Origin of the sequence: Flavobacterium sp. 1355 (genome assembly GCF_017833415.1) — a bacterium.
Classification (GTDB): Bacteria; Bacteroidota; Bacteroidia; order Flavobacteriales; family Flavobacteriaceae; genus Flavobacterium.
In genome coordinates this window covers 23,564-39,098 of the sequence record NZ_JAFICC010000013.1, presented here as the reverse complement: position 1 = coordinate 39,098, position 15,535 = coordinate 23,564, and the positions used below count along the sequence as shown (strand labels likewise).

The following is a 15,535-nucleotide window of genomic DNA, read 5'->3' as shown; positions in this document are numbered from 1 at the left end:
AAATTCGTAATGATTGACAGCTATTTCGAGCTATTCGCTATATCTTTAGATTTTATACCAAAACACAAACGATACAACATTCTCATAATTCTATTAAAATACGGTATCGTAAAAGAATGATAACCAATTTTTAACCTATAAGAAATTCCTGATGTTTGATATTTTTTGTAAATTTAAAATTGAAAATAGTCACAATGAAAGTTCCTCTTCAGATCACAAAACAAGAAATACTAACTTTTTATAAACCGGTAAATCCTTTAGCACATAAAGGGACTCAGGGTCACGCTCTTATTATTGGTGGAAGTTACGGTAAAATCGGCGCTGCAGTTTTGGCTTCAAAAGCGTGTTTAAAAACCGGCTGCGGGCTTGTAACTGCTTTTGTTCCCAAATGCGGTTATCAGATTTTACAAATCAGTATTCCTGAAGTAATGGTTGTCACCGATGAAAATGAAAAATTTATCACCAATATATCTTTTCAGGCAGAACCTCAGGCGATTGGTATAGGACCCGGAATAGGGCAGGATAAAGAAACCCAGAAGGCACTTTTTGATTTTTTGAAAACAAACAGGAAACCATTAGTTCTTGATGCTGATGCCTTGAATATTTTGTCATTTAATAAATCCTGGCTGGAGCTGTTGCCCGAAAATACAATCCTGACACCACATCCAAAAGAACTTGAAAGATTAATTGGAAAATGGGAATCTGAAACTGAAAAGTTTGAAAATACAATTGCCTTTTCTGAACATTATAAAGTTATTGTTGTAATGAAAGGAGCTCCGACGTTTATTGTAAACCAAAATAAAATTTATCGAAATACCACAGGCAATGCGGCATTGGCCACAGCCGGGAGCGGTGACGTTTTAACGGGGATTATTACCAGTTTATTGGCACAGAATTATATCCCTGACCAGGCCGTAAGACTTGGGGTTTACCTTCACGGCTTAACAGCAGATATTGCAGTGGAAAAAACAGGGCATCAGTCTTTTATTGCTTCTGATATTATTGAGAATCTGGGAAAAGCATTTTTGGAATTAGGAAATTAGATGTCCTTCGACTTAGCTCAGGAAGACAAGAAATGAGAATAAACCTGAAAATATACGTGAACAGAAACTTTAAAACGCTGCGCCTTTGCGAAAGTAAAAAATTTTGTGTCTAAGTGTCTTCGTGGCAAAAACCTTAGTAAGTTTGTAATATGGAAAACAATTTTGATCTGAGAACGGTAAACGTTACACGATATATAACGCCTTTGCGTGAAGGCGGATCTCTGCCGGCTTTGGCAGAAGCAGATGATGATTTTAAATATGTATTAAAATTTAAAGGTGCCGGACACGGTGTAAAAGCCTTAATCGCCGAACTGGTGGGCGGACAAATTGCAAAGGCTTTAAAATTGCAATTGCCCGAATTAGTATTCGCCAATCTCGACGAAGCCTTTGGGAGAACCGAGGCCGACGAAGAAATCCAGGATCTGCTGCAAGGAAGTCAGGGATTAAATCTGGCACTTCATTTTTTGTCAGGTGCAATTACTTTTGACCCCGTTGTGACAACTGTAGATGATAAACTGGCCTCTCAAATTGTGTGGCTGGATGCTTATATTACCAATGTTGACAGAACCTTTAAGAATACCAATATGTTGATTTGGCATAAGGAATTATGGCTTATCGACCATGGTGCATGTTTGTATTTTCATCATTCCTGGAACAATTGGGAACAACATGCCAAAAGCCCTTTTGCGTTGATAAAAGATCACGTTTTACTGCCTCAGGCTTCACTTTTAAAAGAAGTTGATGCGGAATATAAAGCAATTTTAACTCCAAAAATTCTCGAAGAAATTGTCAATACAATTCCGCTCGGGTGGCTGCAATGGGAAGACACAGATGAAACACCCGAAGCATTGCGAAATGTATATTTACAGTTTTTGCAGACGAGATTAAATAATTCAGAAATCTTTGTAAATCAGGCTCAAAATGCAAGATAATCACTTATATGAGTATGCCGTGATTCGTGTGGTACCAAGAGTAGAGCGCGAAGAATTCCTGAATATCGGAATTATTTTATTTTGTAAAAAAGCAAAATTTATAAAAGTATTATCACACATTGACGATGCTAAAATAGAAACGCTTTCAAACGATTTTGATATAGAACAATTGCATTGTAATGTAACTGCCCTAAAAAAAATTGCAACCGGAGACAAGGAGGGAGGCCCAATTGCACAAATGGATATTCCGTCACGTTTTCGATGGTTAACAGCCATTAGAAGTTCTGCCATACAAACGTCAAGACCACATCCGGGTATTTGTGAGGATCTGGAAAAAACAATTCAGAGATTGTTCGAAGAGTTGGTTCTTTAAATTTAAGGTTCAAAGGGGCTGAGGTTCTAAGGGACAAAGGCTTGAATTTTAGAGTTTTGAAGTTGGGTTTTATTTCATGCATATGATTTATTCGCAATCTTGTCATTTCGACAAAGGAGAAATCGCACAAGTTAATCGACAAAGATTGACGACATTTCTTTGCGGAGTTTCTAGTGTGATTTGCTTCGCCAGTCGCTATCGCTCGAGTCTCCTTCGTCGAAATGACAAACTGTACAAATCTCTGTCCCTTTGAACCTTTAAAAAAGAAACCTAAATTTTCTTCTCCAAAAAGATAAATTCCAAAGGATTTGGTGAAATAGTCACATGAATTTCACTTTCAGGAAAAGCTTCTCTTTTGCCAGTGTCAACATAACCATGACGTTTGTACCATGCAATAAGTTCTTCACGCACAGAAATTACCGTCATTATAATCGAAGATAATCCTAAACGTTTAGCATGGTTTTCGGCTTCGGCTAGCATTTTTTTGCCAATTCCGCTATTTTGCAGTTCAGGAGAAACAGTGAGCATTCCCAGATACAATTGATTTTCTTTTTCTACCAACAAAACAGAACCGATTATTGTATCATTTTCGGTATATTTCAGAATAGTGTTTTTGGGATTATTTATAATTTCCGACAATTCTTCTTCATTAGTTCTTTTTCCTTCTAATAAGTTAGCTTCTGTAGTCCATCCTTTTTTTGAAGATTCACCTCTGTAGGCAGAATTAATTAATATGTTGAGCGCAGGAATATCTGCCAAAGTTGCTTTTGTAATCATGAAAGTAAAATTGAATGTATTTTTCTCTCAAAGGTATAAAAAGACTGCAAAATGAAAGTATTTATAAAATAATTGAAATCAAAAAAGTGCAAAAATTATAATAATTGGCATTGGCAGACAAACAATAAAACAGGCAAAGTAATTTTTTTATGTTTAAGGTAATTATTTGACTGAAAATTTGATTTTGGAAGGTAGAACTTTATTCTTTTGTACCAAATTTAATTTCAGCTGTTTTGATAGTTTTTAAACTAAAATAAATTATATTTTTACCGTAAATTATTTTTTTTCCGGAAATAAGAAACCAGACAAAAAATAATGAGATTTTACCTGAACTGACAACTAAATAATATGGCAAGAATTCATTTGTTCGAATTTGAAGATCAAAATTGGCTCCCGAGTTTCATTAGAAATTATATGACCGATTTTTTACAATTCCTTTCTAATAAAACACCCATGTACAAAGGAATTGTGCCAGTTATTGAAAAAGGTTTAAAAGAAAGCAATACCAGCCAAATTATAGATTTAGGTTCCGGCGGCGGCGGCGGATTAATCTGGCTGAATAAGGAATTGCGAAAGAATAACCCCGGTTTAAAAATTCTGCTAACCGATTATTTCCCAAATATCCCGGCGTTTGAACACACGCAAAAAGAAGCCAACAATTTTGAATTTATCAGAACTCCAATAGATGCCAGAAACGTTCCCGAAAACCTAAACGGACTCAGAACACAGTTTTTATCATTACACCACTTTAAACCCAAAGACGCTCAGCAAATCCTGCAAAATGCTGTTGACAGCAATAGTTCGATTGCTATTTTTGAAGGGCAGGAAAGAAGTTTTCAGAGTATTATGGCGATGATTTTTTCGCCCATAAGTGTATTGCTGACAACGCCTTTTATCAAACCGTTTCATATTGGCAGAATTATTTTCACGTATCTTATTCCGATTGTCCCAATTTTAATTTTATGGGACGGTGTAGTTTCTTCCTTAAGAACCTATTCTGTTGATGAAATGAACGCATTAGTATCTAATTTAAATAATAAAGAAAATTTTAATTGGGAAGTTGGCAGGGTAAAATCAGGGCCTACTAAGATTTTGTATCTTTTGGGAACTAAGAAGTAAGCCGTTTTTTTGACTAAAGCCGAATTTGTCAATTTGAATATCCCTTATATTGTAATTAGGATTTCTAGGATCAGTAGTTTCCTGAAATTCATTAACGCCAAGATTAAAAGTGCCTGTCCAAATCTTTGGCTTGGATTTTTTTCTAAATGATTGTAATAAATTCAGTATAAGTTTATGTTCTTCCTTCATTTGAATTGTTTTTGCTTAAGTTTTCTAAAAATTTTATTGGATCACTAAGAAAAGCTGTTGCATTTGACGTTTTCATGCTTTCTAAAATGTCTTCTAATTGTGGTTTATAAATATTGCCTTTTAAATCAATTAGAACAAACTGATTTTTTTTACAGATATTTAAAATTGATTGAAGAAAATTAGTAATATTTGATATTTTTCTCAAATCAATTCGAAAATGAAATTCATCAATTTTGGTTCGATCATCACTTAAGCAAATACAAGCATCATTATCTTCTTCATTTTTTTCATTTCCTTTCCAAATTAAACAAGTTTCATCGCCCCAGTCAGCTTTTGGAATAATTTGATCAAGTTCAGAAATAATCGAAGAAATATCCCCATCAAAATTTTTCCAAAAAGAATTCGTGTCAGGTAAAAAATCTGATTTATTGTTTTTAAAAATGCATTGATAATTGCTATCAATAGAATTTTCAGGAACAACGATGAGAAGATGTTGCCAGATTGCCATTGTTATTGAATATTTGGAGTATTCTTTTTTATTTTATCAAGTAATATCTTTTGATTATCTATTAATTTTTCAAAAGGTGATTTCTTTGGAAGATTTTCAATTTGATATTTTTCAATTATTGGAATGGTCAGGATAATCTTTAGTGCGTTGTGATAATCTCTAATATCTCTTTGATTCTTATTGATTGTTTTTATTAATTCGTTTACTTCAGTAGTTTTTTGGTTATATTTTTCATTACTCTTTTCTAATAAAGCGATCATCTTATTTTTTAAAATACTGTCTTTGATGGAATTCGCATGCATAGTAGCAGAACTATAATAATCTTCAGATTTTCCATTATAGTGAGAATATATATTTAAAGTATCCGCAGTATTGAAATTTTCCAGTTCAGTTTCCAGTTTTTTTAATTCAGCATTCTGTGTAACAAGTTCCTGATATAATTCTTCTGATAATCCATCGTTACTTCTGTATCTCCCAATTTTTAAAGTTATTCCGTCATCTTGCAATGCTTTAGGAACTTGATTTTGTGGATTTTCATTATTGGTTTCATTTCCTCCACAAGCAGTTAAAACCAGAATAGAAAGAATAAGTATTTTTTTTAGCATCTGTATTTTGTTTTACAATTGATTTTTAAAATGATTTTTTACTACAAGATATACTTTTAGATTTCTCTCTTTTTAAAGCCAATTTCGATTTGTTTTAATAAATATTAATCAAACATAACAAACTAATTCAACAGTAAAAAGAAAAGCCACAAATTACACGAAAATAGATTCGTGTAATCTGTGACTTAAATTTTTATACTGAGAAAATTACTACCCCAAAAACGCTTTCAATTCCTCATAATTAGAAATCTTCACACTAACTTTTTCCTCATTCATAACACTTTCAATTTGTTCCGGTATCGGAAGCGTAATTCCTAAAGCCGGTTCAACAACATCAAGAAATTTAATTGGATGTGCCGTTTCTAAGAAAACACCAATCGCGTTCTCGTGTTTTTGCAATTCTTTTTTCAAACCTAAATAACCAACAGCGCCGTGCGGTTCTGCGATATAACCGTCTGTGTTATAAATATTTTTCATAGCTTCGAGAGTTTGTTCATCGGTATAACTATAAGAAGAAAAATCTTTTTCGAAAGCTTTTAAGTCATTATTGTACAATTCCTGAATTCTAATAAAGTTACTTGGGTTTCCAACATCCATTGCGTTAGAAATTGTCGCTTTAGAAGGTTTAGGATCGTATTTTCCGTTTTCTAAAAATCTTGGTACAGTGTCGTTTACGTTTGTAGCCGCAACGAAATGTTCAATTGGCAAACCTAATTTCTTAGCCATAATTCCGGCGCAGATATTCCCGAAATTTCCGCTTGGGCAGGAGAAAATCAACGGTTTGTTTTGGCTTTTCAATTCTTTGTAAGCAAAGAAGAAATAAAACATTTGTGGCAGCCAGCGCGCAATATTAATAGAATTTGCCGAAGTCAGGTTTTTATGTGCTAAGGTTTCATCCAAAAACGCTTTTTTCACCATATCCTGGCAATCATCAAAAACACCGTCTACTTCCAGCGCTGTGATGTTTTGTCCTAAAGTTGTCAGTTGTCTTTCCTGAATGTCGCTCACTTTTCCTGACGGATATAAAATCACAACATCAACGCCATCTACACCAAGAAATCCGCTCGCAACCGCTCCGCCCGTATCTCCGGAAGTCGCTACCAAAACGGTGTTTTTAGCGTCTTTTTTTTCTTTATTGAAATATCCCAGACAACGCGACATAAAACGCGCTCCAACGTCCTTAAAAGCCATTGTCGGGCCGTGAAATAACTCTAAGGAATAAATTCCGTTTTCAACTTCCACAACCGGAAAATCAAAAGACAAAGTATCGGCAATGATTTCTCTTAAATTGTCCTCAGGAATGTCATCACCCACAAATTGCTGAATGACATCAAATGCAATATTATGATAGGTCAGATTTTCGATGACATTAAAAAATACCGGATTCAAAGGCGTGATATTTTTCGGAAAATACAATCCCTTATCACTCGCTAATCCTTGTATTACAGCTTCTTTAAACGAAACTTCCGGTGCATTATGGTTTAAACTATAGTATTTCATGGTTTATTTTAGATTTTAGTCCCGAAGTCTCGGGATAGATTTTAGATTTTTTTGAAAAACAGATTTCAAATTTTTATCCCGAAGCTTCGGGACCAAATTCCAATAATTATTATTCGACTTTTTGTCATTTCGAGGAACGAGAAATCACACTCTGAACTCGACAACAGTGCGTCATCACTTGTGTGATTTCTCGTTCCTCGAAAAGACAAACTGGACGTGTCTTACTTTGCGCGAACTTCGACTTCGCTCAGTCTGACAAACATGACGCAATTTTTTAATTCTAAATTTTTAATTCCTTTAAAGAATCCTAACTCCATCCGGATTAATTTTCGAAACGTGAATTTCATACGGCAAATTCATTTTTTCGTAAACCTCGCTCATGGCTTTGGCAATTTGGTCTGCTGTGTTTTTTCCTTTGCTTAAAGCAAAAATAGACGGACCTGAACCTGAAATCCCGGAACCTAAAGCGCCGTTTTCAAGAGCCGTTTGTTTGATCAGATCAAATCCCGGAATTAAAACGCTTCTTAGAGGTTCTACAATCTCATCATGAAGCGATCTTCCGATCAAGTCATAATCTTTTGTGTATAAGCCCGCTATAAGTCCGCCGACATTTCCCCACTGCATAATCGCGCTTTTTAGGGAAACGGTTTGTTTTAAGACCGAACGCGCATCAGAAGTTTTCAATTCAATTTGCGGATGAACCACCGTCGCGTACAATTCTTCCGGACTGTCAATTCTGATGATGTCCAGAGGCGCATAACTTCTTACCAAAGTAAAACCTCCCAAAAGGGCAGGGGCAACGTTGTCTGCGTGTGCATTTCCACTGGCTAATTTCTCGCCCTGCATGGCAAATTGCACCAAATCTTTGCGGGAATATGGTCTTCCCAATAATTCATTAATTCCGAAAACCGCACCTGCAGAACTTGCAGCACTGCTTCCGATTCCGCTTCCGGCTTTGATGTTTTTGTAAATTTCGATTTCAAATCCAAAATCCAAATCACCCAAAGTTTCAAGCATTGCCAAAGCTGCTACACCCGAAACGTTTTTCTCGGTTTCAAGAGGCAGGTCGGCACCCACGATTTTAGTAATGCGAACGCCTTTTTGATCTGATTTTCGAACAATCATTTCATCGCCCGCATTGTCTAAGCAAAGCCCCAATACGTCAAATCCGCACGAAAGGTTTGCGATAGTTGCCGGGCAAAATAGTTTAATTTCCATTTTTTTAAAGGTTCTGAGTTGCTAAGGCCCTAAGGTTCTAAGGTTTTCTTTGCAACTGTTTATTGTAAGTTTCTAAGGCTCTGAGGTTCTAAGAGGCTAAGTTTAGGTTAAAAAAACCTCAGTACCTTAGCATCTCAGAACCTTAGTACCTTTAATTATTCCCTATTCTAATAACGTCGGCAAAAATTCCTGATGCGGTTACTGCGGCTCCGGCACCGGCGCCTTTTATCAATAACGGCTGATCTACGTAACGATCGGTGTAGAAAAGTACGATATTGTCTTTTCCTTCCAAATTATAAAAAGGATGATCTTTTGGAATAAACTGAAGACCAACGCTTGCTTTTCCGTTTTCGAATTGTGCTACGTATTTCAATCTTGAATCTTTTGCTAAAGCTTCTTTATATATGTTTTCAAAATGTGCAGCGTGTTTGGTTAACGAAGCAAAAAAGTCATCGTTGTTGGTTGTTGCCAAACATTCTGCCGGCAGGAACGATTCGTTTGCGATGGCGTCAATATCCATTTCATAACCGCTTTCACGAATTAAAATCAGGATTTTACGTGCCACATCGATTCCGCTTAAGTCAATTTTCGGGTCAGGTTCTGTGAACCCCTGAACTCCGGCTTCTTTTACAACATCGTGAAAAGAATTATTTTCATCAAAATTGTTGAAGATAAAGTTCAGGCTTCCAGATAAAACTGCCTGGATTTTATGTACTTTATCGCCAGAAGCAATTAAGTTTTTTACGGTATCAATAATAGGTAAACCCGCACCAACATTGGTTTCAAATAAAAACGGAGCGTTGTATTGGCGAGATAAACTTTTTAGTTTTTTATAATTGTCGTAAGCAGAAGAACAAGCAATTTTGTTGCAGGTTACAACTGCCATACTTTGTTTTAAGAATTGTTCGTACGTTTCAGAAACGCTTGCATTTGCTGTAATATCCACAAAAATACTGTTACGTAAATTCAGTTCTTTGGCGCGCTCAATAAAAGCTTCCTTGTCTGCTGGTTCCCCTTTATCCAAATCAGACTGCCAGTCTTTTAGCGAAATTCCGTCTTCATCAAAAAGCATTTTTCTTGAATTCGACAAAGCAATAACACGAACATTTATCTTTAGATTCTCTTTTAAGAATTTCTTTTGGTTGTGAATCTGCTCGATGAATTTCTCACCTACATTTCCAACTCCCATTACAAATAAATTCAGCTGTTTGGTATTTTCTTCAAAGAAATTTTCATGTAAGGTATTCAACGCTTTTTTAACATCTCTTTCGTTAATAACTGTCGAGATATTTCTTTCAGAAGCTCCCTGGGCAATCGCACGAATGTTTACGTTATTTTTTCCTAAAGTACTGAACATTCTTCCGCTTAAACCCTGGTGATTTTTCATGTTTTCACCCACCAAAGCAATAATGCAAAGATCTTTTTCTACGATACAAGGATCTATTTTGTTTTGAGAAATTTCGATCTCAAAAGCCCTGTTGATTGCAGCCTCTGCATTTTCAGCATCCGAATTCAGGATTCCGATACAGATAGAATGCTCAGAAGAAGCCTGAGTAATAAAAATCACGTTGATTTTTTCCTGAGATAATACTTCAAATAAACGTCTTGACGAACCTGCAACACCAATCATTCCCGGGCCTTCTAAAGTTACCAATGAAATATGGTCGATATGGCTGATTCCTTTTACAACAGTATCTTTTGATAAAACATGATCTGAGATTAAAGTTCCTTCAGCCTCAGGTTCAAAAGTATTTTTGATTAAAATTGGAATATTTTTTCTCAATACCGGCTGAATTGTCGGCGGATACAAAACTTTTGCTCCAAAATGCGATAACTCCATTGCTTCCTGATACGAGATATTTGCAATTGGCTGGGCTTGTTTTACAATTTTCGGGTTTGCAGTAAACATTCCGTTTACATCAGTCCAGATTTCAAGTTGCTCTGCATCAATAGCTCCGGCAATAATAGCTGCGGTATAATCAGATCCGCCTCTTCCCAAAGTCGAAGTAATACCGTCCAGAGTCTGGGCGATAAATCCGGGCAGGATATTAATTTTTGCTTCGTTTTGAGCAAAATACTCCTGAATGAGATTATTTGAAACTTCGAAGTTTACAGCTGCTTTTCCGAAATCAGCATTTGTTTTAATTAACTCTCGGCTGTCTTTATAAACCGAATCAGTATTAATTTGCTGATAAGCCTGAGCAATTATATAAGAAGAAAGTAATTCTCCAAAACTTAAAATGGTATCGGCAGTTCTTGGCGATAATTCACCCAATAAGAAACAGCCGTCTAATAAAGTTTCTAAATGATTGATGATTCGTTTTACATGGCTTAACAAACTGCTTTGTTCGCTCACGGGAATCAATTCCTTTAAAGTGTCTAAGTGTTTTTTCTCGATTTCGGCAACAACTTCTCTAAAACTTTCGTCGTTTGCAGCTGCTTTTGCTGCTGCCGACTGTAATAAATCTGTTACTTTGCTTAAAGCAGAAACTACTACAACTAATTTACCCTGCTTTGCTTTTTGTTCGACAATTTCGAGAACGAGTTTTATATTTTGAGCATTGGCAACCGAAGTTCCGCCAAATTTTAATACTTTCATTTTATGATATTTTTTTTCTTTTGATGCAATAGTTTTTATGTATCCAACAACCTTCTTCTTTTAAGAAAAAAAGTATAGATAACCTGGATTATATGTAAAAATGTATACCCCTAAGGGGTAGTAGTTGTTGTAGTAGAAATCGTGGTAGCAGCAATTGCAGCTCCTGTTTGAGCTGTCATTGTAGATTGATATTTTGTGCTGTTACTTTTCATTATTGATTTTTCAAAAGTACATCTTTTAAACAGCATTAAAAACTCTCAGAGGCTTTTTGCGAATATTTTAATAATTCAAATTTCAAAAAAAATATATTGAGTATTTGTTAAAATTAAATATCCTAATTTGAAGTTTTGATATATTTAAGGTTGGTTTTTTGTATATATAGCTCCTACAATGAATTGATTTTTAACAAAAAGGCTATGAAAAAATAGCTTTTAAATCAAAATTTAGGATTGTCAAATAATTAAAAACAGAGATTCACTTTAGTATGAATTTTAATTATTGTGATAAAATGTTGCTTTTTAATATTGATTTGTTGAATTTTGACGTCTTAAATTAAAATAATCATGAGAGAGATTCATTATATAAGTACTGAGACCATAACTTTAGAAACATTGCAGGAGATTTTAAGCCAGGATAAAATGCTTGAATTATCTGAAGAAGCAAAAGTGAATGTTCAGAAATGCCGTGATTATTTAGACAAAAAAATGGCAACGCATTCTGATCCTATTTATGGAATCAATACTGGTTTTGGATCACTTTATAGTGTGAAAATCTCTAATGAAAACTTATCTAAACTTCAGGAAAACCTTGTAAAGTCACATGCATGCGGTACGGGAGAAGAAGTTCCTGCCGAAATTGTAAAAATGATGCTTTTGCTTAAAATTCAATCTTTGAGTTATGGGCATTCTGGTGTGCAGCTTATTACATTACAGCGTTTAGTCGATTTTTATAATAATGATATTCTTCCTATAATATATACACAAGGTTCACTTGGAGCTTCGGGAGATTTAGCGCCCCTGGCTCATTTGTCTTTGCCTTTGTTAGGAGAAGGAGAAGTTTTGTTTGAAGGTAAAAAAACAACTTCAAAAGAGGTTTTAAAACATTTTAACTGGGAACCAATTGTTTTGCAGTCAAAAGAAGGTTTGGCATTGCTGAACGGAACTCAGTTTATGAGTGCTTACGGTGCACATATTTTAATTAAAGCCTATAAATATTCATATCTGGCAGATTTAATCGGAACTATTTCTCTGGAAGGTTTTGATGGAAGAATTGAGCCTTTTAATGAATTGATACATTATATTCGTCCGCATAAAGGGCAAATTGTAACAGCCCAGAGGATAAATGAGTTTTTGGAAGGAAGCGAAATTATCGTTCAGGAAAAGAAACATGTTCAGGATCCTTATTCTTTTAGATGTATGCCTCAGGTTCATGGTGCCTCAAAAGATGCAATTGATTATGTTAGAAAAGTTTTCAAAACAGAAATTAATTCAGTTACCGATAATCCTAATATATTTATTGAAGCCGATCAGATTATTTCCGGAGGAAATTTCCATGGACAGCCTTTAGCTTTAGCATTGGACTTTATGGCAATTGCGTTGGCAGAATTAGGAAGTATTTCGGAGAGAAGAACCTATCAGTTAATTTCGGGATTAAGAAACCTTCCTGCTTTTCTGGTTGATAATCCGGGACTGAATTCAGGATTTATGATTCCGCAATATACTGCCGCAAGTATTGTAAGTCAAAATAAACAGCTGGCCACGCCGTCTAGTATTGATAGTATTGTGTCAAGTAACGGACAAGAAGATCACGTAAGTATGGGGGCAAACGGAGCAACAAAAGCATTGCGTATTTTAGATAATTTAGAGCGAATTCTTGCTATCGAATTAATGAATGCTTCACAGGCAATTGCTTACAGAGAACCTTTAAAATCAAGTGATTTCATCGAAATGTTCTTAAGCAGTTACAGAGAAGTTGTGCCTTTGGTTAAGGAAGACAGAATCCTGCATTACGATATCGAAAATACAGTAGCGTTCCTTGATAGTTTCCAAATTGAAAACGATTTGTTAACAATGGCTTAACATTGCAAAATATTAATGAAGTAATTTTGCACTATCAAAAATAAAAAAATGTCAATAAACAGTATTTTCCAATTTTTAGTGCCGAAAGACAAGAAATTCTTTCCACTTTTTGAAGAGGCTTCAAGCAATTTAATTGAATTAGCTTCTAACTTACACGAAGCTGTAAATTTACCATTAAAAGAAAGAGAAGTCCTTTTTCAGAGAATTGACGAATTAGAGCAGAGAGGGGAAGACATTACACGTCAGACTAATCTTGAGTTGAGCAGAAACTTTATTACTCCTTTTGACAGAGAGGATATTCATACCTTAATTACTTCAATAGACAACGTTGCAGATTATCTTCACGGGGCTGCGAGCAGAATGAGATTGTATCAGGTTGATAAGATTACAAAATCGATCAGAAAAATGACCGAAATTAACCTTGAGGCTTGTCAAAACATTGATAGTGCAGTAAAAGAGTTAAGTAACTTAAAAAACATGAAGGTTATTAAAGATGCTTGTACCAGAATTAATAAACTGGAAAACAAATCTGATAACGTTTATAACAAAGCAGTTTTTGAAATTTTTGAAAACGAAACAGATGCTAAAAATATTATTAAATATAAAGAAGTTTTATCTGTTTTAGAATCAGCTACAGACAAATGTAAGAGTGTTGCAAACATACTGGAGTCAATTTCTGTAAAACATTCTTAATTCAATTTATTTCATTCTGAAGTTATAATTTATGACTATACTTATAATTATTATAGTATTAGCTTTAATTTTTGATTACATCAATGGTTTTCATGATGCAGCAAACGCTATTGCTACTGTTGTTGCCACAAAGGTATTAACGCCTTTTCAGGCCGTACTTTGGGCAGCATTTTTTAACTTTCTGGCCTATTGGGTTTTCGGATTTGGTGTTGCAGATACTGTTGCCAAAACTGCGCATACCATGGAGATTAATCTGGTAGTAATTTTAGCCGGTGTTATTGCGGCAATCTGCTGGAACTTATTAACCTGGTGGTTAGGAATTCCTTCCAGTTCTTCCCATACTCTTATTGGTGGTTTTGCGGGTGCAGCGGTAGCTCATGCTATTGCAGTTCATGGTTTTTCCGGTTATGTTGGAGAAGACGGAACAACGCATTACTGGTATGAAATCGTAAGCTGGTATAAATCAGGAAAAGATGGAGGAATGCCTTCGGGGGTTCTTATTATTATTGCTTTTATCGTTTTAGCACCATTATTGGGAGCGCTTGCGTCTTATTTAATTTCGATTTGGTTATTAAATGCTTCACGTAAAAGCATTTGGCCTAAAATATTTACAGTTGCTTTAATGATAGGAACTATTTGGTTTGTATACGCACAAATGGTTTCTTATGAAGAAATTTTAGAGCACGGAAAACCTCGTTTTGACTCTCATTTCTGGAGTGTTATTTTCGATTCACATAATATTAAATGGTTTTTAGTTGCATTTATTATCTTGACTGTAAGTGCTTTCTGTTTGATATTTAGTAGTTTAAACTTACATCAGGCAGATGCGGCTTTGAAAAAAATGCAGTTATTATCTTCAGCGGCATTTAGTTTAGGTCACGGAGGAAATGATTCGCAAAAAGTAATGGGTATTATTGCTGCAGCTGTAGCGGTTTATATCAATACAAATCCTGGTGTTCATATGAGTGAGTGGCTGGATGTGGTACTTCCAAATGATGATTTAGGTGTCAAAGGTGTTATGCCCGGCTGGATTCCATTAGCCTGTTATTCGGCGATTGCAGCGGGAACTTTGAGCGGTGGATGGAAAATTGTAAAAACAATGGGTTCTAAGATAACTAAAGTAAGTTCGTTTGAAGGTGTTGCTGCTGAAACTGCAGGAGCATTGACACTTTACTTTACAGAGCATTTAAAAATTCCGGTAAGTACAACACATACCATTACAGGATCTATCATTGGTGTTGGATTAACAAAACGTGTATCTGCCGTGAGATGGGGAGTTACTGTGAGCTTAATCTGGGCATGGATATTGACGATTCCTATTTCTGCTATTCTAGCAGGTTTGGTATACTTTATATTGAGTGTATTTATTTAATAAAAATGATTATTGAAAAATGTGAGATTTAAAATCTTTTAAAGATTCTAAGTTACTTAGATACTAAGGTTCTAAGATTGAAAAATCTAAAATCCAGCATTTTAAAACATATAAAAAAAGCTGATTTCCAATTGGAAATCAGCTTTTTTGTTTTTGAGAACGTTGCCTTAAATTACTATTTTAAAATTTTTTTGTGATCATTTTTGTTATTATTGATAAAGATATTTGTGAGATTTTGGTATGGCGCATAAAAATCCCATAGCTATTAAAATCGTTACTCAATTCAATACAAAATATACTAACATTACATCAGTACTTTGCTAGATATGATAGTGGAAGGTTATGCAAAAAGTATGGCACTGTAAAACTAGAACTAATTATATTAAAATTTTAAACAATGTCAGAGTCAGAATTGATAATAATGACATTTGCCAATAAAACAGTAAAAAGTAACATCATTAAAATAGCATACAGTAGGATATTTTAAATAATGACTTTGTAATTACAAAAATAAAATTAATAAATACTC

At 34.8% G+C, this 15,535-nt stretch carries 13 protein-coding genes; 7 read left to right on the top strand and 6 right to left on the bottom strand.

The genetic code is table 11. The annotated features are described in order from the left end of the window. Positions 1-194: 194 nt before the first annotated feature. From JOD96_RS17015 to JOD96_RS17005, 3 genes are all read left to right on the top strand, one after another. On the top strand, positions 195-1,043 hold the full coding sequence (locus JOD96_RS17015; RefSeq protein ID WP_209565429.1) for an NAD(P)H-hydrate dehydratase: 849 nt from the start codon (positions 195-197) through the stop codon (positions 1,041-1,043). Between the two features lie 149 nt (positions 1,044-1,192). Next, positions 1,193-1,975, top strand: coding sequence for a HipA family kinase (locus tag JOD96_RS17010; RefSeq protein WP_209565428.1), 783 nt, complete (start codon positions 1,193-1,195; stop codon positions 1,973-1,975). Continuing rightward, positions 1,965-2,348 carry a DUF3037 domain-containing protein gene (locus JOD96_RS17005; protein WP_209565427.1) on the top strand — a complete coding sequence of 128 codons (384 nt, stop codon included), beginning with the start codon at positions 1,965-1,967 and terminating at the stop codon, positions 2,346-2,348. The genes JOD96_RS17010 and JOD96_RS17005 overlap by 11 nt, the downstream gene beginning before the upstream one ends. A 270-nt stretch (positions 2,349-2,618) precedes the next feature. Here JOD96_RS17005 and JOD96_RS17000 read toward each other — a convergent pair whose 3' ends face one another. Next, the gene (locus JOD96_RS17000) at positions 2,619-3,125 is read right to left on the bottom strand and encodes a GNAT family N-acetyltransferase (protein WP_209565426.1); all 507 of its coding nucleotides are present in this window, start codon (positions 3,123-3,125) and stop codon (positions 2,619-2,621) included. 348 nt (positions 3,126-3,473) lie between these two features. Here JOD96_RS17000 and JOD96_RS16995 point away from each other — a divergent pair, with 348 nt between their 5' ends. Continuing rightward, positions 3,474-4,244 (top strand): hypothetical protein, encoded by a 771-nt coding sequence (locus JOD96_RS16995; protein ID WP_245188436.1) that lies wholly within the window; start codon positions 3,474-3,476, stop codon positions 4,242-4,244. 172 nt (positions 4,245-4,416) lie between these two features. On the opposite strand, the gene JOD96_RS16990 is transcribed toward JOD96_RS16995, so the two are convergent. The 5 genes from JOD96_RS16990 to thrA all read right to left on the bottom strand — a co-directional run bounded on the left by JOD96_RS16990 (position 4,417) and on the right by thrA (position 10,863). Then, the gene (locus JOD96_RS16990; protein ID WP_209565425.1) at positions 4,417-4,941 is read right to left on the bottom strand and encodes a hypothetical protein; all 525 of its coding nucleotides are present in this window, start codon (positions 4,939-4,941) and stop codon (positions 4,417-4,419) included. Positions 4,942-4,943: 2 nt separating this feature from the next. Continuing rightward, on the bottom strand, positions 4,944-5,546 hold the full coding sequence (locus tag JOD96_RS16985) for a hypothetical protein (protein ID WP_209565424.1): 603 nt from the start codon (positions 5,544-5,546) through the stop codon (positions 4,944-4,946). 210 nt (positions 5,547-5,756) lie between these two features. Then, positions 5,757-7,046 carry a threonine synthase gene (gene thrC / locus JOD96_RS16980; RefSeq protein ID WP_209565423.1) on the bottom strand — a complete coding sequence of 430 codons (1,290 nt, stop codon included), beginning with the start codon at positions 7,044-7,046 and terminating at the stop codon, positions 5,757-5,759. A gap of 297 nt (positions 7,047-7,343) precedes the next feature. Continuing rightward, positions 7,344-8,264 (bottom strand): homoserine kinase, encoded by a 921-nt coding sequence (locus JOD96_RS16975; protein ID WP_209565422.1) that lies wholly within the window; start codon positions 8,262-8,264, stop codon positions 7,344-7,346. A 151-nt stretch (positions 8,265-8,415) separates the two neighbouring features. Next, complete coding sequence (thrA, locus tag JOD96_RS16970; protein ID WP_209565421.1) at positions 8,416-10,863, bottom strand: bifunctional aspartate kinase/homoserine dehydrogenase I; 2,448 nt, start codon at positions 10,861-10,863, stop codon at positions 8,416-8,418. 563 nt (positions 10,864-11,426) lie between these two features. Here thrA and hutH point away from each other — a divergent pair. From hutH to JOD96_RS16955, 3 genes are read left to right on the top strand one after another with little or no spacing between them, the layout of a single operon-like run. Continuing rightward, on the top strand, positions 11,427-12,941 hold the full coding sequence (gene hutH / locus JOD96_RS16965; protein WP_209565420.1) for a histidine ammonia-lyase: 1,515 nt from the start codon (positions 11,427-11,429) through the stop codon (positions 12,939-12,941). A 48-nt stretch (positions 12,942-12,989) separates the two neighbouring features. Beyond that, the gene (locus JOD96_RS16960) at positions 12,990-13,634 is read left to right on the top strand and encodes a DUF47 domain-containing protein (RefSeq protein WP_116754333.1); all 645 of its coding nucleotides are present in this window, start codon (positions 12,990-12,992) and stop codon (positions 13,632-13,634) included. 31 nt (positions 13,635-13,665) lie between these two features. Next, positions 13,666-15,006 (top strand): inorganic phosphate transporter, encoded by a 1,341-nt coding sequence (locus JOD96_RS16955; RefSeq protein WP_209565419.1) that lies wholly within the window; start codon positions 13,666-13,668, stop codon positions 15,004-15,006. Positions 15,007-15,535 lie beyond the last annotated feature (529 nt).

Coding starts and splice junctions, on each gene's coding strand:
- JOD96_RS16990 (WP_209565425.1), bottom strand. CDS start 4,941: ATGGCAATCTGGCAACATCTTCTCATCGTTGTTCCTGAAAATTCTATT.
- JOD96_RS16960 (WP_116754333.1), top strand. CDS start 12,990: ATGTCAATAAACAGTATTTTCCAATTTTTAGTGCCGAAAGACAAGAAA.
- thrA (WP_209565421.1), bottom strand. CDS start 10,863: ATGAAAGTATTAAAATTTGGCGGAACTTCGGTTGCCAATGCTCAAAAT.
- JOD96_RS17015 (WP_209565429.1), top strand. CDS start 195: ATGAAAGTTCCTCTTCAGATCACAAAACAAGAAATACTAACTTTTTAT.
- JOD96_RS16985 (WP_209565424.1), bottom strand. CDS start 5,546: ATGCTAAAAAAAATACTTATTCTTTCTATTCTGGTTTTAACTGCTTGT.
- JOD96_RS16995 (WP_245188436.1), top strand. CDS start 3,474: ATGGCAAGAATTCATTTGTTCGAATTTGAAGATCAAAATTGGCTCCCG.
- hutH (WP_209565420.1), top strand. CDS start 11,427: ATGAGAGAGATTCATTATATAAGTACTGAGACCATAACTTTAGAAACA.
- thrC (WP_209565423.1), bottom strand. CDS start 7,046: ATGAAATACTATAGTTTAAACCATAATGCACCGGAAGTTTCGTTTAAA.
- JOD96_RS17010 (WP_209565428.1), top strand. CDS start 1,193: ATGGAAAACAATTTTGATCTGAGAACGGTAAACGTTACACGATATATA.
- JOD96_RS16975 (WP_209565422.1), bottom strand. CDS start 8,264: ATGGAAATTAAACTATTTTGCCCGGCAACTATCGCAAACCTTTCGTGC.
- JOD96_RS17005 (WP_209565427.1), top strand. CDS start 1,965: ATGCAAGATAATCACTTATATGAGTATGCCGTGATTCGTGTGGTACCA.
- JOD96_RS16955 (WP_209565419.1), top strand. CDS start 13,666: ATGACTATACTTATAATTATTATAGTATTAGCTTTAATTTTTGATTAC.
- JOD96_RS17000 (WP_209565426.1), bottom strand. CDS start 3,125: ATGATTACAAAAGCAACTTTGGCAGATATTCCTGCGCTCAACATATTA.